Here is a 22,717-nt window from a genome sequence, read left to right on the forward strand (position 1 = left end):
ATGTCATCGAAGCTTTTCATGCTACCAGCCATCTGCTGGGCCAGTTTTTTAATGTCGTTTTGGTTAGTCATTGCTTATTCTCCTGTTAATGGATTATAAGCAGTTACACAGTTTTTAGGAAACTCCCCATCTATTTTGATTTCAGCCAATTAGTAGATGAAAACTCTAATAGTTTTGAAAAGGTAAGTTCCTTTGTTCATTCTAAAGATAGCTATCACTAAGAATATGTTTTATTTATCCTTTTTCCATTCGCTATCTTCAACATCTTTCTGAGCCTCAGCGATCAACTCATAAATCTCATCACTTCTTAATACCCAAAAAAACGGCACTGAAATCAGTGCCGTTTTATAAGTCGTGATAACGTAAAAGCTAACTACGACTCATCAAATACTAAATCACCAAAATCAATCCCAGCTTAAAATCACCTTACCGCATTGCCCGCTTTCCATGATATCAAAGCCTTCTTGAAAGTCATCAATGTGCATGCGGTGGGTAATGATAGGCGATAGATCAATACCGCTAATCAGCATTTGCTCCATCTGATACCACGTCTCCCACATCTCGCGGCCATAGATACCTTTTAGGGTTAGCGCCTTAAAGATAATCTTGCTCCAATCCACCGTAGTGGTGTTGGGCAAAATGCCCAAAAGAGAGATTTTAGAGCCGTTATACATGTTACTAATCATCGAATCAAAGGCCTGAGGCGAGCCTGACATCTCAAGCCCAATATCAAAGCCGTGCATTTTTAACGTATCGATAGCGCCTTCGATAGTTTCACCTTTGGCTGGATTGATGGTCATCGTCGCGCCCATCTTTTTGGCAAGCTCTAAGCGATAATCGCTGATATCACTGACCACGATATTACGTGCCCCAGCAAAGCGGCAAATCGCTGTTGCCATTGACCCGATCAGACCCGCACCCGTAATCAGCACATCTTCACCCAGTACAGGAAAAGATAAAGCGGTATGCGTCGCGTTGCCAAAAGGGTCCATAATGGCGGCCATCTCATCGCTGATACGCTCATCGAGTTTGATGACATTGTCGGCAGGTATCACCAAATATTCGGCAAATGCGCCATCACGGTCGACGCCTACGCCTATGGTGTTTTCACATACATGTAGCTTACCGCGGCGGCAGTTGCGGCAATGCCCGCAAGCGATATGGCCTTCGCCTGTGACTCGGTCACCTACTTCAAGATGCTTGACGCCATCGCCCATTTCACTAATGACACCGACGTATTCGTGTCCGATAATCATCGGCGTATTTATGGTCTTTTGTGACCACTCATCCCACTTATAAATGTGCAAATCTGTGCCACAAATGGCAGTTTTTTTAATTTTAATTTTAACGTCATTGATGCCGACCGTAGGTTCAGGCATGTCTTGCATCCAGATGCCTTTTTCGGCATGAGCTTTAACCAATGCTTTCATACTTTTCTCTTATTTAGCTGTGTTGTACTTAATTATTGAATCTAGGGTGTGTCCTCATTTTAAAAATGGTGATAAAAATGAGATAAATTGCCGTCAAACGAGGAAAATAGTGCAGATAATATCGAGATATTGACCAACTATTTGACGATGTTTGGCAAAATTTAGCTATTTTTAGCCCATTTAGAGAACACTCGTTTGAATTGAGGACACGCCCTAGATAAATACCGAACGATGCTTAATCAATCACCTTCATTTGCTTGGCGACTTTGATAAAGGCGGCGATACACTGGTCGAGCTGCTCGCGAGTATGAGCAGCAGAGAGCTGCACACGAATGCGAGCTTCATTTTTGGGTACGACAGGATAGAAGAAACCGATCACATAAATGCCTTCTTCAAGCAGTGCGTCTGCCATTTGCTGCGAGACATTGGCATCATAGAGCATCACCGCACAAATAGCTGATTCAGTAGGCTTGATATCGAAGCCTGCATCTTGCATTTGCTTCACAAAATAGGCGGTATTTTCATGCAATTGGTCTTGTAGGGTATTGTCTTGCGATAGCATTTCAAACGCTTTTACCCCAGCGGCAGCCACCATAGGAGGAATAGAGTTTGAAAACAGATACGGGCGCGAGCGTTGACGCAGCATCTCAATCATTTCTTTTTTGCCCGTGGTGAAGCCGCCAATAGCACCGCCAAACGCCTTGCCTAACGTACCAGTGATCAGCTCAATATCGCCACGCAGATCAAACAATTCAGTCACGCCGCCACCAGTGCGACCGACCACACCTGCTGAATGCGATTCGTCAATCATGACCATGGCATCATATTTTTGTGCCAACGCATAAATCTCATCCATCGGTGCCACGTTACCGTCCATTGAAAACACACCATCGGTGACAATCAAACGAAAACGCTGTGCTTGCGCCGCTTGTAATTGCGTTTCTAAATCTTGCATATCTGCATTGGCATAGCGATAACGCGCGGCTTTACACAGGCGCACACCGTCGATGATTGAGGCATGATTTAGCGAATCAGAAATAATCGCATCTTCGCTAGTTAGCAGTGGTTCAAATGCACCACCATTGGCATCGAAACAAGCGGCATAAAGAATCGTATCTTCGGTATTAAAAAACTTAGAAATCGACGCCTCTAATTGCTTATGCAAATCTTGCGTACCACAAATAAAACGCACCGATGACATGCCATAACCTGAGTCTTCGATGGCCTCGGTAGCTGCTTTTTTAATCTCAGGATGGTCAGACAGTCCAAGGTAATTATTGGCACAGAAGTTAAGCATCTCACGGCCATCGGCAATCTTGATGAGTGCATCTTGCGGAGACGTAATAACGCGCTCGTTTTTATACAGGCCTGCCTCGCGTATATCGCTGATTTCTTGTTGTAGGTGTTTTTGAAAGGCTTGATACATAAATATTCCTTTTTTAGTATTATTGGTGTTCATTTGATAATAAAGATATTGAGACTGGTCATAGAATCAAGTTATCAAAGCTAAGCTATCAAAGCCAAGCTATCAAATCTGCGCAGCATCTTAGCCATCATTAAAACCAACGAGGCGGGAAGCCAACGAGATGGTGTGAGCAGTGATACTATCTATAACCCTGTGAGCGGTGATTTTATCATTAGCCTATCGCAATAAATAGCCTAAATAGTTGGTAGATAGGCCTTCTTTTATAAAGTGATATAGCGTTGTTTGGTTATAGTATTGGTTTCATAGTGGCTTAGCTACGTCTCAAAACATAAGACATTAACTTGCGCATTTATTTCATCTTGAGTGGCAAATACCGTCTATCCAGTTAGTCATCTTTGGGGCGCTTCTGAGCCTCAGCGATCAACTCATGAATCTTGGCACTTTCCTTTAGCACACAAGCATCATAGGCAGAAAGTGGCTCAGGTTCTTGCTCTTCTTTCTTTTCCTGCTCTTGTTTGGCTTTTTCTTCTAGATATTTTTGCAAATCATCTTGCTCATCTTGTTGAGAGTTATTCATATATTATGTCCCCTGATAGCCTATATTCTTTAATAAAAATCATCCCGACCAGCATACTTCTTATTTAGTGCCTGCAATATCGCATAGGTCTCGCTATCCATACTACCCGTTGGCTGCTGCGCTCTGAAGTGCAGCTGAAACGCATAGACGACATCGCGACTGGCTTTGTCCCACGTATCAGTATCGTTGATTTGATAGCCATACTTGCGAAACGCTTGCTTAATCTCAGGTATCGTTGCCGACGCAAATCCATTTTGATTCATAAAGAACTGCTTATCAAATTCATCATACCAAGCGCCAATACCGTAATCGAAATACAGTCGCTCCCACGGGAATTTGGCACCGGGGTCTATCTTGCGCGAGGGTGCCATATCCGAGTGACCGATGATATTCTTCGGTGAGATGTCATAGCGCGTGGCGATATCTTGCACCAGTTGTGCGACTTTTTTAATCTGCAATTCATTAAATGCCACATAATGCTCATAAGGATGATAGTCAAGCGTGCCATCTTTTAGTGCGTCTCGATATTCAGGCTTGATGCCACTATTGACAATCTCGATACCGATAGAGGTATCGTTTAATATCGTCCGTCCTGCAAAGCCGCCGTCACCTGCATGCCATGCGCGCTCGCTCTCTGGTACTAGGTTATAGATTTTATTGTCATCATTGTCTAATACTAGATAGTGCGCGCTCACATTGCCCGTGGTCAATGTCTTTATCGAGCGCTCGTTGTCTGAGACCGTATAGTGCAAGACGATGGTTTTAATGCGCTCGCTTTTGCCAGTCGCTTGGTAGCTATCGCTGTCGATGACGTAACGCGGCGCTGACGTTGATACGCAGCCCACAAGCGATAGTATAGAAGATGATATTAATACTGATGCCAATGCAATCGAGGAAGTGTTTTTTGCCATGAAATGCTCTGTATGGGAAGGGTTGCGGTTATAGCTTCGTTTGTGTTTGATGTTTATTGTGCCCAACTAGCAAATGCTATTTATGTTTAATAAACGTTAGGATTAACTGCGATTTTTTTATGACCAATTGCCCCAAGCAGAATAAAGAATCCCAGCAAGACATAAGCATTAAATGACAGCGCTGCTGGTGAAAATGGTAGCAGTAATAGCGATATAAAGACCACACTGATTAATACAGAGAGATAATTTAGCAAACCTGCCTGTTTCTTTTTTCGCTCATTGATGAGGTCAGCGGTCGTGACATAAGCGAAGCCAACGGTTATACCCAAAGACGCCATTGTCACGATATCGAGTAGATAGTTTCTACCTAGCCAAGGAGAGAGTAGGCATACCAAGCATATCAATATAACGGTTTTTTGCTTACTGAATTGGTTGTGTTTATCTGTAAATACGCTAGGCAATAATGACGTGTCGCCCATAGATTCTAAGAGCTTAACTGATGACAATATAAAGCCGTTGATACCGCTCATTATCGAGCCAATCATAGCGATCGACAGTAGCCAGATACCGATGCTACCAATCCGATTGTCTATGCCTTCACCTGTCGCCCAGTGGCTGTCTTTGATTGCTTGATAGTCAAAGCTCATGTTTAGCGCGGTAAAGTAGTTGATTAAAAAGTAAAACAACACACCGGCGATGAGTGAAATTAGGATAATACTTTTGGTCTTGGTTTTTGAATCGCTAATGGCTTTTGAAATCTGCGGTGTGGTCTCAAAACCGACATACGCCCATGGCATAACGGCCAAGATAGGTAACCATGCCAGACTGGTGATAGAGCTGCTAGACATGTCAGTTGGCAAAAATGCTTGGGTCGTTGGTGTCATCCAAAGCGAGGCAAAAAACAGCGCGGTGACTGATAGAATCATAAAGAGGGCAATATAGAGTTGGATTTTTGCGCCGACTCGTACGCCTTTTAGATTGATATAACTGAACAAAATAATAGCCGCGCTGCATAGGAAAACTTCACTGGCGTAGACTTCCCAACCAGCAATCGTATACAGATAACCTAGTTGTAAGCCGCTAGGTAACAGATAGCGCAGCAGCAAAGCGACGGCTGATATATTAAGCGCGATAATAGAGATATAGCCTATCGTGACGCCCCAACCGTAAATATAGGCATGCTTGCGATTGATGTATTTTTCAATCCAATAGATGCCGCCTGACTCGTTTTCTGGCGTTTGGGTCAGCAAATTAATATAGGCACGTGCAACCATATAGATGGCTAAAGTACCAATAATAATAGCGACAGAAGAGCCTAATAGCTGTGACTGCGGTAAAAACAAATCGCCTGGCATGACATACGCACCCCAGCCGATAATCGCACCGACGCTAATCGCTATCGCTTGTAGGTAGCTGATACTTTCTGTCTTTTCACTCATGGAGTGCTCCTTCACGATTAAACATAGAGAAGGAGAGAGTGTTTATTATGGAGCTGACATAGAACATGAAAAACCTTGTGACGCCATTACGCAGGGTAGTGGCTATCTTTTATAAATAGAAAAGTCATATTAAAGGTTTTTGTTGAGTGTTACCTTTTCAATCCTGTTGGATTTTCTTAGCCAGAACCTTTTTCCAACTGTCCTCTAAACAGTCAATCGCGAGCCACGGTTCAATCACATTAGCATCAAACTTTTCTTTTGAGTTGGATAGTTGCCATAGTGTCTCTAACGTCGCAAACGGATAAGGGCGCTCAACCAAATACACAGGTAAATCAGCGTCTATAAAGCCATCGCGTACAACTTGGAAATACCAGCCAGAGATCCCTTGCTTGCTGACCCATGCTGCGATATTTGGTACTTTGGTAAATTGGCCAATCTGGTCGTTGATTTTGTAGCAGGGGCGGCGCGGTTGGACGATACGTAACTGAACGCTAGCATCATCATTACTAATGTCTTGACCGTTTTCAAAATGCCCACCATATTGAAAAACATCACCAATACAAACGGTAGATTCGGTCATTTCAGGCAGACCATCGATAGCTTTAGTCGTAAGGTTTTCTCCTAGCGTACCGACGCGAACCTTTAAACCGAATTCTGCATTAATTTTTGCATACGTCGCAGGCGCTAGCTGATGCACGGCTTTGAGTGGGCCACCATGATGCTTACGGTCAGCCTGTTCATCAGTGGTTAAGCCCATAAAGTTGACGGCGATAGGAGATTTGATAGGTGCTTTATTAATGGCGCTCATTTCCTCACGGGCAAATGGCATAGACTTGCCAGCGCGGACACAAGTGAGGGTAGCGATATGTAGGGGCAAGTCTTGATTAAAGTCTGTTGAAGTTTGCTCAGGTGATGACGTGTTCGATTCTGCGCTCATATGGTTTCCTAATAAGTAGAATGAATAGGCGAAGGCGGCTTAATTTTGGCGGTTTAATTTTAGTGTCTAATAAATATTGATATGAAATGAGCTTATCTGTACTCAGTGATGTATCTGATTATACTGGTTCATCACCATAAAATTTACATAAAAAAAGACCAGAATAAGTATTCTGGCCTTTTTGGTGGAGCGTTTCTTAATTTTGAACGAATATCGTTACTGACAAGCTTATTTGTTTTTGTTACGACGACCCGCAGTTTTCTTTTCGCGCGGCGTAGCAACCAGCTCAGCCAACTGCTCAGGTGATGACCATAGGCCTTCTAGGTCATAAAACTCACGTGCTTGTGGCGTCATCATGTGGACGACAACCGCGCCCAAATCGATCAACGTCCAATCAGAGTCGATGCCGCCTTCACGGCCAAGTGGCATAAAACCAGCTTGCTTAGCTTCAGCGCCGACGCTATCAGCCATCGCACGTACATGACGCTTTGAGGTACCATCAGCGATGATGATGCGCTCTGTTACGTCAGTCAACTCTTCTACATTCATTACAGTGATGTTCTTTGCTTTCATATCATCTAGAGCGCTTTGTACTAGGGTCAAGCATTCTGTTAGGCGTTCTGCAGTCATGGTGTTGGTCATAAATTTTAATCTCTTGAATCGTAAATATGTAAAATAAAGGGGTAAAACGTCAATTTGTCTTATCCGACTGATCATATGTTGTCAGTCACGCATAGAGACAGGATAGGCAAAATGACATAGATAAGGCGATTTTAACGGAATTGAGCAGCAGAATATAGCTGATGGGCGATAATATATTGATAAACAGCAGGATTTAGCCATTTAGCTAATGGATTAGATTCAGTATTGCTAATGATATCATTTATTGATGCTATAGATGCGATTTGCCTCTCAGCGACTGGCATTTTATTTGTTTGATCGTCTAGTTTCTGTAGTTGTTCACGTATTTGTGTGCTTGATACCGCAGTAATGGGTCGCGCATCTATATAAATGCGTCCTCGATTGGCGTTTTTCAAGTCAGTGTTATTTGTGTCAGGGCTAGTCGGATCAGTGTTATTTGGATTAGTACTATTTGAGTTTGAGCTATCTAACGAGCGCTGAGTAGGTGGAACTAATAGCTCGATAGGTGAGTCCGTTATATGGGGCTGCAATGACAACGGTAATTGCGATTTTAAGAAATTAACATCTTCCGTAGTCGCTGTATTATTCTTAGAAGATATAATACTGTCAGAAAATTTTTCGCTAATGCCATCGCTCACATCGGTACTGCTCTGACGATTAAACACCCATAGATTGACATGGTCAGTGAGACGTAAGCCATCTTTCCATTTATCCAAACTATGGGCGCTGTCCATACCCATAATAAATATCAAACTGTCATTAGGATATTGCTGTCTTAATGTGCGTACGCTGTCGATCGTATAGACAGGCGGCGCTTGCCACAGTTCCAGCTCATTAATCTGTATCGGTGTATTCTCTGTCGCCAGCTTTAACATGTTTAAGCGATGGTTAGGGTCTGTACTTTGCGTCTTAAATGGCGAACGCGCATTAGGTAATAAGGACACATGCAGGGCACGCTGTAGCTGCGTTGCAATTGGTAGTAGGTGCTGATAGACAGACATCGCTACTTCTAAATGACCATTATGTACGGGATCGAACGAGCCGCCAAGATAGGCACGAATGGCAGGTGCAGGTGTTTTTTCTTGAGGGCTGTTGCTCGTATTTGGCATAAATAAATGTATAAGAGTAGATAGGGCGCACGTGGTCGTTGATTTACCTTACTCTTTCACTGGCTGACCTTTTTAGATTAAATAACTTGATGATAGCGCTATTGTAGAGGGCAGATGAGCATCTGTCACCACTGTCTGCCACCAGAGCATCAATAAAAAACCGACCATCATAATGATAGTCGGCTTTGTATAGGACTTTAATTAGCAAGTCTTATAGCGATTAAATCAAATCGCTATACGCTTGGATAGCGGTTAGCGCAATGGTATAGACGATATCATCAACCAAGGCACCACGTGATAAATCATTCACTGGTTTATTCAGACCCTGTAGCATAGGGCCGACACTGACGACGTTGGCACTACGCTGTACTGCTTTATAAGTGGTGTTACCAGTATTGAGGTCAGGGAAGATAAAGACGTTGGCTTGTCCAGCGACAGGTGAGTCAGGCGCTTTTTGCTTACCGACGCTCATGACAGACGCCGCATCATACTGTAGCGGGCCGTCGACTTTGAGGTCTGGTGCACGCTCGCGAACGATTTGGGTGGCACGGGCGACTTTTTCGACATCCGCGCCTGCGCCTGATGAGCCAGTAGAGTAGCTGATCATTGCAACTTTTGGATCGATACCAAAGGCAGCAGCAGACTGTGCTGATTGAATGGCAATCTCTGCCAGCTCTTCAGCATTAGGATCAGGGTTGATCGCACAGTCACCATAGACGACCACTTGCTCAGGTAGCAGCATAAAGAACACTGATGACACGAGTGAGTACTGCGGCGCGGTCTTAATCAACTGGAATGCTGGGCGTACTGTATTGGCAGTGGTATGAATCGCACCTGAGACCAGACCATCTACTTCGTCTAGTTGGAGCATGATAGTACCTAAATAGACCGTATCTTTTAGGTATTCAGCAGCGACTTCTGCAGTGGTTTTGCCTTTACGGCGCTCTACGACAGCAGCGATATATTTGCTCATATCTAGGTTGTCAGGATCGATAATTTCCAACCCTTCAGGTAGCGTTAGATCACGGTTTTTGGCCACTTGCTCAACGTCACTACGCTTAGCAAGTAACACGCAGTTGGCGATACCGCGACTCTGACAGATACAGGCCGCTTCGACCGTACGTGGTTCCGCGCCTTCTGGCAGCACAATACGTTTTTTGGCGTGTTGTGATTTTTTGACCAATTGATGGCGAAACGCTGATGGTGACAGACGCGGCTCATGATTACGGCTGAAGTATTCTTTAATCCAGCTTAGATCCAAATGAGCAGCCACATAACGAGCCACTTCATCAGCACGTTCTGTATCATCACTTGGAATCTCAGAACTCATATGCATCAGGCTCTGTACTGTCTCGTAGCTGTCGCTTTCGACACTCATGACAGGGATGCCAGTTTTGAGCGCTGACTGCCAAAGCTCAGCAACTGTATCGCTTGGGGTAATGCCACCTGTCAATACTAGACCTGCCAATGGAATCCCATTGATACAGGCCAATCCAGCGGCTAATAGCAAGTCATCACGGTCGCCGGGCACGACCATTAACGTACCACGCTTAAAGACTTCATTGACGCGCGCTACTGAACGAGCGGTTAGGCTGATACGATTGATACGTCGTGTCTTCGCTTCGCCAACATTTAGCCAAGTCGCATCGAGCTCTGTTGCGATATCCCATGTGCGTGGCACAGATAGAGAGTCACTAAAAGGCACCACCCCGATAAGGCGGAATACTTCGGTATTGAACGAAGGCGATAGACGCTGTACCTCTTGCAGGAAGTTCGGATCTAAGCTGACAACGGCCTCACCCGGCGCGACAGGTTGATTGTCAAACGTGTTCGGCACGTCTTGTACCCGCATCAATATCACGCCTAGCGTCCGTGAATCTATGACACCGCCAAACTCACGAGCATGGACATCCAGTTTGTCTGCTAAATAAGCAGGTTTACTGATATCAGCGGTACTGACAAATATAATCTTGGCATCTAGCGCGTGAGCAAGTGCACGGTTGATTTGTGAAGCATAAGAGGTCTCAGTGGTTGGCACCAGACCTTCACAGATAATCACGTCATGACCATCATCGATCGTATGAAAATTGGCAATCACTTCTTCCATCAAGTCATCAAGATTGTCATCGCCTAGCATACGCTCGACGTGTTGACGGCTGATAGAGTCAGGCGGATTTAGTCCAAATGCGTGCATGGTCAATGCGCTTGAGCTGTCTAAGCTGTGCTGTTTGTCTAGCGTATCATCTTGCAAAAACGGCTTCATAAAGCCCGCTTTGATACCGTTATAATCAAAGGCACGGATTAGCCCTAGCGCGGCTGACGTCACTCCGATACCGCGGCTGATGGGAACAAGTAAAATGGTTTGCATAATAAGTCCTACGATTCATTTATATTTTTTATAATAAATACTGAGTAATAAGTGCTAAATAACAATCACGAAATAACTGCCATGAAATAACAAGCACTAATCTCGTCTCTAGCCCAGACTGAGCGCTTGACGAGTTTCTTGAGCGATGCGGTATTCTTCGTCTGTTGGTATAACCCACAGCTCGACACTGCTACCTTCTGCTTGGAAGCTGCCTTCTTGACCACCGTACAATCCAGCGTTCTTTTCAGCGTCCATCTTGATACCGAAATGACGCATGACGGCTAAAATACTTGCGCGCGTGGTGACAGAGTTTTCGCCGATACCACCAGTAAATACAATACCGGTAAATTCAGGCAGTGCACAGCTTAAGCTGGCGAGGTATTTACCAGCGCGGTAGCAGAACATCTCGATGGCGAGCTGTGCATCTTTATGGCCTTCGCTCGCAGCTTGCTCAATAGTACGCAAATCGTTTGATAGGCCAGAAATACCAAGCAGACCGCTTTCACTATTTAGCATCTTATCCGTTTCTTCTAGACTAATACCGAGCTGACGTTTCAGATGCATATGTAAGCTTGGGTCGACATCGCCGCTACGTGTGCCCATCATCAGTCCCTCAAGCGGGGTCAGACCCATGCTGGTATCGAGACTTTTGCCATCGTATACGGCAGTTGCCGAGCAACCATTACCTAGATGCGCGGTTATCCAGCCATGAGGACCTTTTGCTTCAGTAACCTGGCTAGCACGTTCTGAGACGTATGCGTGGGACGTACCATGGAAGCCATAACGACGGATTTTGTGCTCTTCGTATAGATATTTTGGCAACGCATAGCGGAAGGCAACAGGCGGCATGGTTTGGTGAAAGGCGGTGTCAAATACCACGACTTGTGGAATGTCAGGATAAATAGCTTGAACCGCTTCAATACCCAAAGCATTGGCAGGGTTATGCAGAGGAGCCAATATCTTTAGACGTTTTACTTCTTCCAACGCATGCTGATCAACACGAACAGCTTGAGAGTATTCACGGCCGCCATGTACCACGCGGTGCCCGACTGCGATAAAGTGATATTGCTCTAGTAGCTCTAGAATTTTTTGCAGGGCAAGTTTGTGACTACCACCAGGAATAGAGATCTCTAATTTATCGCCATTTAGCGTGGTGTGTTTGATACGGGCTGTATCGAGACCTAAGTTTTCGGCAAGACCGGTGATACGAGTAGAATTGTCATCGCTAATCAACGCGTATTTGATAGAAGACGAACCGCAGTTGAGGACTAAAGTGGGGCTAGTTAGGGTTGATGTTTCGCTATTCTTATCATCAAAAGTGGTACTTAGGTTGGCGCTCATACTCTATCCTTAGATTGGTTTTTATAAAGGGCAAATCAATTATATCGTTCGTTCGATACAAAAAAGACGTCTATTGCCACGTCCTGTTTTATTATCATCAAATGCTACATCGCTGATATCTAAACTGCTGTAGTAAAGGTCACTGAGACATGATGTCATTATTATATGGAATTGATGAAGTTGATAACCGTCGAGTAAATAAAAATCAGCTATGTATATGCCGATAATATCAAGCAAGCATATTGGCGATTTTGTTTATACTTGGGCTACTGTTTCTGACAGTGCTATGCATCCATGCTCATGAGGTAATGCGTATGCATCTCAGGCTAGCATCCTATTGCCGCCGCAAACTGGGAATATAATGTAACACATTTTTGTTTCTACACCACGACAGGGGCAAGGTTTAAAATGTGTGATTAATAAATGGCTAAATATGAAACAAATCAATTATATTCAGTGAGTTATAGAACTATAAATGGATAACTTATACGGGTGGCATAACAGCGCTATTGCTCACGAAATTGTAAGAAATATTGTCGAGACACCCATATGTCATATATTCATATCTAAGCTCGCAGACGATATTACTATAAAAATTCGACTAATGTTCTAGAAAATATCCAACATCACGCAAATTTATTCACCAATCATATTCAGTATCCGTACAGCTTTATGTAATAATGCTATGATGAAAATAGTCATAACGGCAGTGCTTTCGCTGTCGGTTTGGCTGTCCATTTGTTTTTTATTTATCACGATTTACTATCGCCATTATGCCGTCGTAAGCTCACAGGTTATCTATTATATGTCTACTATACACAGCCCCTCAGCAGCCAAGCATGCTAGCTCGTTCGCTCGTACCAGTCGTCAGGCTGTCGCCACTTTATTTATTGGCAGTGCGGTTATGGTAGGATTGTCAGGCTGCGGACAAAAAGGCGATCTATATTTGGCAGACTCTAGTAGTCAAACGATAGAGGGCAGTGCGTCTGTACTGGATAGTACTAGCCATCCACAAGATGCAGCCTTTGCAGGTATCGACGATGATAACTATCAAAAAAACCGCTACCTAGAAGAGCAAATGGTACTGCCTGAGCCTAGTACTGACCCCAACGACTATTAATTACTAGGCTAATAATTGCTAAGCTGAGCCAATGGATAGCGGTTAGGTGCTTGTTAATCAACAGTTTAACTAACTGTCTATTCTTTACTGCCTGATTGACTAAATAGCTTTGCTACCTAAATTTAATTTTCACCCTTGATAATCTGATTATATTAGAGATGTTTATATGAGTCATTCTGAACTACCTGCTGACTTGACCAATTCTGCTACTGGCGAATCTGTTACTATCCAAACTGAGCAAGGGTTGTATGTTGACCCGAAAGCGTTGAGTGCTCACTTGCCCGCGCTAAGCTATTGCGGCGATGCATTGTATATGGAGCAGGTCAGTATCGATGAGTTGGCAAAACAATATGGTACCCCTTGCTACGTGTATTCAAAGCAGGCAATATTGGACGTTTATCAAGCTTATACTGATAGCTTCGCCAGTCTGAATCATCAAGTATGCTATGCCGTAAAAGCAAACTCTAACCTTGCCGTGCTTGGTGTCTTGGCACAGGCAGGCGCTGGGTTTGATATTGTCTCCCGCGGTGAGCTAATGCGTGTGTTAGCCGCAGGTGGCGCAGCATCACGGGTGGTATTCTCAGGCGTTGGCAAAACGTATAGTGATATCGAATATGCGCTGACTCAAGGTATTGGCTGCTTCAATGTTGAGTCTATCAGCGAGCTGACTTTAATCAATGATGTGGCAAAGTCACTCGATAAGCCTGCGCCAATCTCGTTACGCGTCAACCCTAACGTCGATGCCAAAACCCATCCATATATCTCAACGGGTCTTAAAGACAACAAGTTCGGTATCACTCACGAAGACGCATTAGCGGTCTATCAGCAAGCGGCCGATTTATCACATATCGATATTGTTGGTATTGATTGTCATATTGGCTCGCAGTTGACTGAGGTAGAGCCATTTGTTGCAGCATTAGATAAAGTTATTGAACTGATACATAGCCTGCGTGATGCTGGTATTGAGTTGCAGCATATCGATTTGGGCGGTGGTTTAGGGGTGCGCTATATTGATGAGACGCCTGTGTCTATCGATGAGTTTGCCCAAGCATTATTACCAAAACTTAGCGAGCTTGGTTTGACTGTGTTTTTTGAGCCAGGTCGTAGTATCGTTGCCAATGCTGGCGTGCTATTGACTCAAGTTGACGTACTCAAGCCGACTGAACATAAGAACTTTGCGATTGTTGATGCCGCTATGAATGACTTGATTCGTCCTGCTTTATATCAAGCTGAGATGGCGGTGATTCCAAGTGTGTTACCTAATGCTGGTATCGATACTGATGGTACGCAGCCGTGGGATATCGTTGGCGCGATTTGTGAAACGGGTGATTTCTTAGCAAAGGACCGCCTACTGTCATTGGCCACAAGCGATGTACTGGCCATTACGGGCGCAGGTGCGTATGGTTTTACCATGAGTAGTAACTATAACTCACGCCCGCGTGCTAGCGAAGTGATGGTGTCTGGTGATAGTCATCAGCTAATCCGCAAGCGCGAAACGGTTGAGGCGCTATATGCAGATGAAATGTTGTGGCAGGCGCAATAAGGCGATTAAAGACGAGCCAAAACTATCGCCGTATTTGATGGTTGAAGAGAACCCATTGTGATAATGACAATGGGTTTTTTTATGACTAAATTTTGAGGAAAGCGTTTTTTAATTAAAGCTGATTCTTAATTGAAGGCATGCCTTTAGTTGAAGGCAACACCATGCACAAAAATTAGAGTAGCAAGGAAAACGAGTGCAAGTACTACTCACTGTAGACTAAACAAGTTTGACACCGCTAATCGTATTTTTTGGGATTGGTATTATTATGATTGTATCTGACAGCGTGCTAAGATAAGCCATACATAAAAATAGGATAGGACATCAAAGATATGCTAATAGAGTTTACTAAAATGCATGGGTTGGGTAATGATTTCATGGTCATTGATTTAGTGACCCAGCGCTTAGATTTGACCAAGGATTTGGTGCAGTTATTGGGCGATCGCCACCTAGGCATTGGTTTTGATCAATTGCTCGTAGTCGAGCCACCCATGCGCCCTGATGTTGATTTCAGTTATCGTATCTTTAATACTGATGGCACCGAAGTCGAACAGTGCGGCAATGGCGCGCGTTGTTTCGCGCGTTTTGTACAAGCACGTAAACTGTCATTTAAGCAGCGTCTACGCGTTGAGACGGCCAGCGGTATTATTTCTCTGACCACTGATCGTTACGGTTGGGTAGATGTCGATATGGGCAAGCCTAAATTTGAGCCAGATGAGATTCCGTTTAGCCCAAGAGCGACGACCAAAATTCAAAACACCTATCACCTTGATGTAAATGGCACGCCTGTACAGCTGTACGTTGCCAATATGGGTAACCCACATGCTGTGATAAAAGTCGATGACGTACTCGATGCCGAGGTTGAGACTCTAGGCAAAGCAATTGAGTCGCATCCTGCGTTCCCAGACCGCGTCAATGTGGGCTTTATGCAAGTGATGAATCAGCGCCATATTCGTCTACGTGTGTACGAGCGCGGTGTGGGTGAGACGCAAGCTTGTGGTACGGGCGCGTGTGCAGCAGTAGCCGTTGGTATACGTGAAGGCTGGCTTGATGAAGGTGAAGAAGTTCGCGCACAGCTATATGGTGGCAGCATGATTATCAAGTGGCAGCCAGGTTATTCAGTTACGATGACGGGTCCGACCGCTTTCGTTTATGAAGGTGTATTTAGTCCAGATGGCCTGATGGCACAAGCGGGACTTAAACCAAATGCTGAAGGCTAATAACTGTTGTTAGGCCAATCGTATAAATGCCAAGGATGGTTCTAGTATGGTTATGTCTACCAATAAGGAAAGCCAAGCGGCTAGCTCAGCACCTTGGCTATCTACTGAGCTGGCCGCCACTATAGAGTCAGACGCTGCCTTACGAGAGCTACTCGTACCTGTGCATCATTGGCTCAATACGTTGTCTGTGCGCAACCATTCGCCGCATACTCTAACCGCTTATTTCGCTGGTTTAAATCAACTGGCGTTATTTTTGCGTGGTAAGCGTCTAACGTGGACACGCTGTGATAAACGGCAACTGGCCCAGCACATCAGCCAACGTCTTGATGAAGATAAGTTGGCGCTTGCCAGTGTCCAGCAAGAGTTGTCTGCGATTCGGCATTTTTATGGTTGGATGATTGAAGAAGAGTTAGCACGTATCAACCCAACCACTGGCTATCAGCTTAAGCGTAGTCCTAGACCGCTGCCTTCTATCGCTGATGTCGATTTGCTAACTCAGCTACTCGATCAAGAGATTCCTGATACACCAGAGCAAGCGCGCTTATGGTTACGTGATAAAGCTATGTTTGAACTGCTCTATAGTAGTGGCTTGCGAGTTGGCGAGTTGGTTGCACTCGATATGGCAGATGTAGATTTGTCTGACTTACGGGTACGAGTCACGGGTAAGGGGAATAAAACACGCCTAGTGCCATTAGGGATAAAGGCTGCAGAAGCAATTAGTCGCTACCTGCCGCATCGTAACCTATGGGTAGAGCAAATGGATAGCGCATTGTTCATCAGTGAAAAGCTCGGCACCAGATTATCAACACGGGCAGTGCAACAGCGCTTAAAAGTTGCTGCTACTCGCGCGGGTATTGCCCAAAACATGTATCCACATCTACTGCGTCATTGTTTTGCATCACATATGCTGTCAGGCAGTGGTGACTTGCGCGCCGTACAAGAAATGCTCGGGCATAGTGATATTAGCACCACGCAAATTTATACCCACGTCGATTTTGCAAAATTAACGCAAGTTTATGACCGCGCCCATCCACGAGCAACTCATGCTCAAAATGAAGACTCGCCCTAGCAATTAAGCACGAAATCCACTGAATTTCACAATTTACGCCAAACGATGGCAGTCAAAAATAGGCAGTTTTTGGCGGCCTTGCTCTTGCGCTTGTTTGTCTAATGACGCCATGACGATGGCATATTGTTTATCCAACTCGCTATCGTCATAGCTTGCGATAACACTACTATCAAACGCTGTAATGGCTGTATGTCCCCATGTCTGACGGGTACTACCATCTTGGTAGAGATGATCACCACCTTGCGCTGCGCCGATGACCATACATTGACTATCTAAAGCACGAGCACGTAACAGCAGCGACCAGTGCGCTTGCCCAGTCAAGTAAGTAAAGGCAGAAGGTGCACTCAATAGTTCGGCACCGGCTTGTCGCAGACGCTGCGCCAATGCTGGAAAACGTAAATCAAAACATACCATCATGCCGAGTTGATAGACTGTATTGCCTACTGCTAGTAGCGCAACTACGGTCTGCGTACCCGGTTCAAAGGTTGCAGCTTCGTTATAGCTGCCATGCTTATCGGCCACAGTTGCAGTAAACAGATGAATCTTGTCGTAACGTGCGACACGGGTACCATCTGGTGCAAACAGCTGGCTCACTTGGCGCAATCTACCATCAGGAACGACAGTACCATCAGGGCGATAATGGCAGGGTAACGAGCCTGCTAGTACATGGATGCCAGCGGTGCGGGCGTAGTCTGCTATCGTCGCTGATAAGTCATCAAAACGCTCAGCAGTAGCAGATTGCTGCCCCATGCTACAGCAGTTCTCAGGCAATACAACAAGCTCAGCACCTTGAGCTTGTGCGTCTGTGATAGCGGCTTTGATATCTGCTAGATTATCCTCAACATTCTGCTGACTGTTCATTTGAATAGCAGCGACGTTAAGTGGATGGTTACTTGAATTCATGACAATATTCCTATTGGGTATTAGCTGTATTGGTCATTTGCCGTAATTTATTTATTATAATATTTTCGCGGTAATGAGCAGACTGCTCGTATTTATGGATTGCTCATCCTTGCCAAGATGGTAGTCTGCTATCGATAGCAAACCAAACGTATCCGGACAAAACATAAATTATCATAGCAAAATTGTGGCAAAAAATGCTATCGTCATGTCCTGATAAGATTTATGTCGTTACTTTTACTGACAGAATAAACACAATATCACTAAGATCGGAGTGCAATAAGCCGCCCATGAGTATGTCGTTCGGATTGGCGACCACGCTGAGCAACTCACAAAAGCTAACCCCGCAAATGCAGCAAGCCATAAAATTGCTGCAGCTCTCTAGTCTTGAGCTCGCACAAGAGGTTCAGGCAAAGCTAGACAGTAATCCATTACTTGAACGTATCGAAAACGATGACGAATACGACAGTGGTGACGATGAAATAGAGGAGTGGAGCGAGCCGTTGACGCTTGATAGCTGGAATCAAAGTAGCAGTGACTCATTCGACTCAGTACCTACTAGCGGTACAGAGTACAGCGGCGATAGTAGCGATAGCTTCAGTGATAGTTTGGATAAATTACAACAGCCTAATATCGATGATAGTGCAATAGATGTAGATAGCTATAGCAGTTCTGATGCCGATAGCTTTGATATAGGTAGCTTTGACACGGGTAACTATGCTTCTACTGCAACAGGCTCTGGCAATAGTAGGGGTGATGAAGATTTCGATAGTTATCAAGGCGGTACATCGTCTACTATTCAAGATCATGTGCGCTGGCAGTTGAACTTTAAGCGTCTATCAGAGGCTGATACGCTGATTGCAGAATATTTAATAGACTCCATGGATGACATGGGCTTTATTCGAATTGATATAGATGAGCTACTGCAGAGCTTTGATACGATGGCAAGTTTCTATCAATGGGATGAGCGCGTTGAAAAAGAAGAGGTCTTGACGGTATTACGTATTATTCAGTCCTGTGATCCAGTTGGCGTAGGGGCACGTCATTTAAGCGAGTGCTTATCGATTCAGCTATCCAAGTTAGATGCTCACACCGAATATCTACAAGAAGCTCAAGCGCTGCTATCAGCGAGCGAGCATTTAGTCAGTAATAATATTAAAGCACTGACTGAATGCACAGGGCTTGCACCAGAATACATCACACCTGCACTTACGCTACTACGTACCTTGAACGCTTCGCCAGGGCTGCTGTTTCAGTCTAGCCAGCCTGACTATGCCCAGTCGCCTGAGAGCTACGATATTCCAGATGTGTTGGTCACACCTGTTAGGAATAATAAGGCGACAAGTAACTCTGAAGCTGAAGAGGATGGTTGGTATGTACGCCTCAATCCAGACACCTTACCAAAACTACGCGTAAACCAAGAATATGCCAATTTGGTCAAGCGTGGCGATGACAGCCCTGACAATCAATATCTGCGCGAAAACCTCACCGATGCTCGATTGTTTATTCGTAGTATCGAAGAGCGCAATCAAAACCTACTCAAAGTAGCGACTAGCATTGTACGCTATCAACAAGAGTTCCTGCAGCATGGTGCAACCGCCATGCAACCCCTAATATTAAAGGCAATTGCTGAAGAAGTTGACTTGCATGAGTCGACAGTCTCACGCCTTACCACCAGTAAAACCATCTTGACGCCGCAAGGATTGTTTTCTTTGAAACACTTCTTCTCATCTCACGTAAGTAGTGCTGATGGAGATATCTCATCGACCGCTATCAGTGCCATGATTAAAAAGCTCATCGCTGACGAAGATCCCAAAAAACCATTGTCAGATAGTCGTATCAAAGATGAGCTGTTAGCAGATGGTATTGATATAGCCAGAAGAACCGTCGCCAAATATCGTGAAGCAATGAATATTGGCTCGTCTACTCAGCGCAAACAGAAATACTAATTATCTAAGCTCACCTTTCTATAAGCTTAATGGCTACCTGTCTGTATAGTGCAATACAGGTATAAAAAATAAAATTTTTTGATTATATAGAAACTAAGTAGAAATAATAGGTATTGTTACACTTAATTACAATTTAATGGCTTGCTACTGGGCGATTTTCATGACAAATTAGAGTCATACCAACAACGAAAACCAAGTGCCGATTTATAGTATTTATTTACAACTAATAAAGGAGACGATAAAAGGATACGTCGACACATTACTAGAGGCATTGGAGTAGTTATTGGTAAGGCAGGATGACAAAAGCAAGAATGCTACCTCATCTGTTGATTGTAAGTTACAAATAAAAGGACAACAATATGAATGTTTCTATCAGTGGTCATCATATCAGCGTTACAGAAGCTATGGACACAGCAGTACGCGAGAAGCTTGAAAAAGTAGAGCGTCACTTCGATCAGATACAAAGTATTCAAGTGATTTTATCGTTAGACAATAGCGGTGCTAGTGACGGCGGTAAAAAGAGCCATAAAGCTGAAGCAATTATGCGTGTCTCGGGTCAAGAAATGTTTGTCCAAGCGTATGAAGATGATATGTATAAAGCCATTAACGAGATGGCAGACAAGCTAGATAGACAAGTACGTAAGTACAAAACCCGTCAAGAGCGCAAAAAGACTCAGGGTGCAGGACGCGATAGTCGCTATCAGGATCTAACCCCTGCAGAAGCAGTACCAGCAGCATAGTTCGAGTTTAAAATTTTGAACACTATCGTTACAAGTTAGTGAAAGTAGACTAAGAGAATAAAAAATTTATAAGTAGCTACTGCACTAGTTTGTAATTGACATAAAAAAAGACCTCTAACGTGTAATACGTTGAGGTCTTTTTTATCATTAGTAAACTTAGTTAGTAAACTTAGAACGAAAATGAACCAGCTGTCAGCTCAAGCTTATCTGTCTAAACATTATCAACCACCGCCGACGGCTTGTACTACTTCGATATTCATTCCTTCTACGATACGTAGTTGAGCAAGCTCGCTTTTTGGCATCAACTCGCCGTCTACTTCTACAGCGTAACGACCCTGACTAAGACCAAGCTCATTGATAACCAGTTGTACAGTCTGATGAGTGGTTTGCAAGCTTTTACCATTGACACTAATGTTGCTCATATTAAATACTCCTTAATGTTTTAAAATTCCTGTTTATCTGCTATTCACTGCGTATCCTTTGCTTTATTACTGATAGTTTGTCGCAGCTGATGCAAAGAGCTAACAATAACTATTCGATTAAACAGCTCAGTTAACTGAATCTTTTAATCGAAAGGCGGAAACGGCCAACCATAGCCAACCTGCAATCATAAGAACGCCGCCAATAGGCGTAATCGCACCGAACCAGCGCGGTGCACCAAGCGTCATTGCATATAAGCTACCAGCAAAGATTATAATGCCAATTTGTAGCAACCAAGCAGTTGTCTGAGTAATATACTTTAAACGAATTAGCATACCGACAAGCAATAATCCCAGCGCATGTACGAACAAATACAGCGTTGCCGTATGCCACCATTCAAGCTGTTGAAGACTGACATGACCTTCTAGACCATGCGCCCCAAACGCGCCCAAAGCAACAGCAATAGCCATATTGACTGCTGCAATACCGATCCAATTTAACATTGAACAACTCGTATCATCTTAAGGCTACTGGATATCATCTGGCAAAATCACACTATCAATGGTCATCGCATCACGAATCTTGTCCATGGCATTTTTCTCAATCTGACGGACACGTTCAGCTGAGATAGAGTAAACCGCAGCTAACTCATGCAAGGTGGATTTTTGCTCAGATAACCAACGCTGCTCGACGATATCACGCGAACGATCATCTAAGGTACCCATCGCAGCGATGAGTGCTGATGAGTTGTTTTCTTCCCAGTCTTCTTCTTCCAATTGCTCAGCTGGATCGATACCGTCTTCCAAAAATAGCTGAGGAGCGTAACGACCATCATCATCGTCGCTTGACTGCGCCTCAAACGAAGCATCATAAGAGGTTAGACGTGATTCCATTTCTAACACTTGCTTGCGTGTGACATTCAAGTCATTAGCGATAGCATCTGCTTCCTCTAGTGTCAGCTGATTGTTAGTCTTCTTAAGGCTGCGTAAATTAAAGAATAATTTACGATGAGCCTTGGTAGTCGCAACCTTGACGATACGCCAGTTGCGAATCACAAACTCATGGATTTCAGCTTTGATCCAATGCACAGCAAACGATACCAAACGTACGCCTTTATTCGGGTCAAAACGTTTAACCGCTTTCATCAATCCTAAGTTACCTTCTTGGATTAAATCTGCTTGCGGCAGCCCATAACCCGAGTAGCTACGTGCGATATGAATCACAAAACGTAAATGCGACATCACTAGTAGTCGAGCGGCTTCGACATCACCTTCATCATAATAGCGATGGGCCAACTCCTGCTCTTGTACTGGCGTCAAAATAGGGATCTGATGGACAGTATTGATATACGCACCCAAGTTGACCCCTGGCGCTGACAGGTGAGTTGGCATAGCTGGTACTAAGTCACGCGTACTGGTATTACCTAATGTACTCGCGTCATAAGGTGGTCGCTGAGCAGCGGCTTTTAATGCAGCATCGCGTGCATCATTTTTTATAGGAGCTGAGCCATCTTTTTTATTTGTATTTACAGCATCAGTAGAAGTATTAGCCATATTCTTGACCTTGGTTAAATAGTTAA

20 protein-coding genes are annotated in these 22,717 nt (G+C 44.3%); 6 read left to right on the forward strand and 14 right to left on the reverse strand.

Translation table 11 applies throughout. The annotated features are described in order from the left end of the window. Nucleotides 1-404 precede the first annotated feature (404 nt). From tdh to JMX91_RS12300, 10 genes are all read right to left on the reverse strand, one after another. The gene (gene tdh, locus JMX91_RS12255) at nucleotides 405-1,430 is read right to left on the reverse strand and encodes an L-threonine 3-dehydrogenase (RefSeq protein WP_201549396.1); all 1,026 of its coding nucleotides are present in this window, start codon (nucleotides 1,428-1,430) and stop codon (nucleotides 405-407) included. Nucleotides 1,431-1,665: 235 nt separating this feature from the next. After that, entirely contained in the window at nucleotides 1,666-2,856 is a 1,191-nt protein-coding gene (kbl, locus tag JMX91_RS12260) for a glycine C-acetyltransferase (RefSeq protein WP_201549398.1), read from the reverse strand. Nucleotides 2,857-3,241: 385 nt separating this feature from the next. Beyond that, nucleotides 3,242-3,433: a hypothetical protein gene (locus tag JMX91_RS12265; RefSeq protein WP_201549400.1), complete on the reverse strand. Its 192-nt coding sequence runs from the start codon at nucleotides 3,431-3,433 to the stop codon at nucleotides 3,242-3,244. Nucleotides 3,434-3,462: 29 nt separating this feature from the next. Beyond that, a complete protein-coding gene (locus tag JMX91_RS12270) occupies nucleotides 3,463-4,344 on the reverse strand; it encodes an N-acetylmuramoyl-L-alanine amidase (RefSeq protein WP_201549402.1) in 882 nt (293 codons plus the stop codon). Between the two features lie 86 nt (nucleotides 4,345-4,430). Further along, the gene (locus JMX91_RS12275; protein WP_201549404.1) at nucleotides 4,431-5,783 is read right to left on the reverse strand and encodes an APC family permease; all 1,353 of its coding nucleotides are present in this window, start codon (nucleotides 5,781-5,783) and stop codon (nucleotides 4,431-4,433) included. A 157-nt stretch (nucleotides 5,784-5,940) separates the two neighbouring features. Continuing rightward, entirely contained in the window at nucleotides 5,941-6,720 is a 780-nt protein-coding gene (locus tag JMX91_RS12280) for an MOSC domain-containing protein (protein WP_201549406.1), read from the reverse strand. A 228-nt stretch (nucleotides 6,721-6,948) separates the two neighbouring features. Beyond that, nucleotides 6,949-7,362, reverse strand: coding sequence for a ribosome silencing factor (gene rsfS, locus JMX91_RS12285; protein WP_057758112.1), 414 nt, complete (start codon nucleotides 7,360-7,362; stop codon nucleotides 6,949-6,951). Between the two features lie 131 nt (nucleotides 7,363-7,493). Further along, nucleotides 7,494-8,471 (reverse strand): nicotinate-nicotinamide nucleotide adenylyltransferase, encoded by a 978-nt coding sequence (locus JMX91_RS12290; protein WP_201549408.1) that lies wholly within the window; start codon nucleotides 8,469-8,471, stop codon nucleotides 7,494-7,496. Between the two features lie 220 nt (nucleotides 8,472-8,691). Next, nucleotides 8,692-10,839 (reverse strand): phosphate acetyltransferase, encoded by a 2,148-nt coding sequence (pta, locus tag JMX91_RS12295; protein WP_101205111.1) that lies wholly within the window; start codon nucleotides 10,837-10,839, stop codon nucleotides 8,692-8,694. A gap of 108 nt (nucleotides 10,840-10,947) precedes the next feature. Then, on the reverse strand, nucleotides 10,948-12,180 hold the full coding sequence (locus JMX91_RS12300) for an acetate/propionate family kinase (RefSeq protein ID WP_201549410.1): 1,233 nt from the start codon (nucleotides 12,178-12,180) through the stop codon (nucleotides 10,948-10,950). A gap of 805 nt (nucleotides 12,181-12,985) precedes the next feature. On the opposite strand from JMX91_RS12300, the gene lptM reads away from it, so the two are divergent. The 4 genes from lptM (at nucleotide 12,986) to JMX91_RS12320 (ending at nucleotide 17,129) form a co-directional block, all read left to right on the forward strand. Further along, a complete protein-coding gene (lptM, locus tag JMX91_RS12305; protein WP_201549412.1) occupies nucleotides 12,986-13,300 on the forward strand; it encodes an LPS translocon maturation chaperone LptM in 315 nt (104 codons plus the stop codon). 313 nt (nucleotides 13,301-13,613) lie between these two features. Beyond that, nucleotides 13,614-14,843: a diaminopimelate decarboxylase gene (lysA, locus tag JMX91_RS12310; RefSeq protein WP_201549439.1), complete on the forward strand. Its 1,230-nt coding sequence runs from the start codon at nucleotides 13,614-13,616 to the stop codon at nucleotides 14,841-14,843. Nucleotides 14,844-15,172: 329 nt separating this feature from the next. Next, the gene (dapF, locus tag JMX91_RS12315; protein ID WP_057758121.1) at nucleotides 15,173-16,060 is read left to right on the forward strand and encodes a diaminopimelate epimerase; all 888 of its coding nucleotides are present in this window, start codon (nucleotides 15,173-15,175) and stop codon (nucleotides 16,058-16,060) included. 46 nt (nucleotides 16,061-16,106) lie between these two features. Beyond that, nucleotides 16,107-17,129: a tyrosine recombinase XerC gene (locus tag JMX91_RS12320; protein WP_201549414.1), complete on the forward strand. Its 1,023-nt coding sequence runs from the start codon at nucleotides 16,107-16,109 to the stop codon at nucleotides 17,127-17,129. 33 nt (nucleotides 17,130-17,162) lie between these two features. Here JMX91_RS12320 and JMX91_RS12325 read toward each other — a convergent pair whose 3' ends face one another. After that, the gene (locus tag JMX91_RS12325) at nucleotides 17,163-18,032 is read right to left on the reverse strand and encodes a nitrilase-related carbon-nitrogen hydrolase (RefSeq protein WP_201549416.1); all 870 of its coding nucleotides are present in this window, start codon (nucleotides 18,030-18,032) and stop codon (nucleotides 17,163-17,165) included. A 287-nt stretch (nucleotides 18,033-18,319) separates the two neighbouring features. Here JMX91_RS12325 and rpoN point away from each other — a divergent pair, with 287 nt between their 5' ends. Both rpoN and hpf read left to right on the forward strand, forming a co-directional pair. After that, nucleotides 18,320-19,978 (forward strand): RNA polymerase factor sigma-54, encoded by a 1,659-nt coding sequence (rpoN, locus tag JMX91_RS12330; RefSeq protein ID WP_201549418.1) that lies wholly within the window; start codon nucleotides 18,320-18,322, stop codon nucleotides 19,976-19,978. A 359-nt stretch (nucleotides 19,979-20,337) separates the two neighbouring features. Further along, a complete protein-coding gene (gene hpf, locus JMX91_RS12335) occupies nucleotides 20,338-20,718 on the forward strand; it encodes a ribosome hibernation-promoting factor, HPF/YfiA family (RefSeq protein ID WP_057758130.1) in 381 nt (126 codons plus the stop codon). A gap of 221 nt (nucleotides 20,719-20,939) precedes the next feature. On the opposite strand, the gene thiS is transcribed toward hpf, so the two are convergent. From thiS to rpoH, 3 genes are all read right to left on the reverse strand, one after another. Then, entirely contained in the window at nucleotides 20,940-21,140 is a 201-nt protein-coding gene (thiS, locus tag JMX91_RS12340; protein WP_201549420.1) for a sulfur carrier protein ThiS, read from the reverse strand. Between the two features lie 126 nt (nucleotides 21,141-21,266). Next, entirely contained in the window at nucleotides 21,267-21,641 is a 375-nt protein-coding gene (locus JMX91_RS12345; protein WP_201549422.1) for a DUF423 domain-containing protein, read from the reverse strand. A 24-nt stretch (nucleotides 21,642-21,665) separates the two neighbouring features. Beyond that, nucleotides 21,666-22,529: an RNA polymerase sigma factor RpoH gene (gene rpoH, locus JMX91_RS12350; protein ID WP_201549441.1), complete on the reverse strand. Its 864-nt coding sequence runs from the start codon at nucleotides 22,527-22,529 to the stop codon at nucleotides 21,666-21,668. Between the last annotated feature and the right edge of the window lie 188 nt (nucleotides 22,530-22,717).

Origin of the sequence: Psychrobacter sp. Pi2-1, assembly GCF_904846645.1 — a bacterium.
Taxonomy (GTDB): domain Bacteria; phylum Pseudomonadota; class Gammaproteobacteria; order Pseudomonadales; family Moraxellaceae; genus Psychrobacter.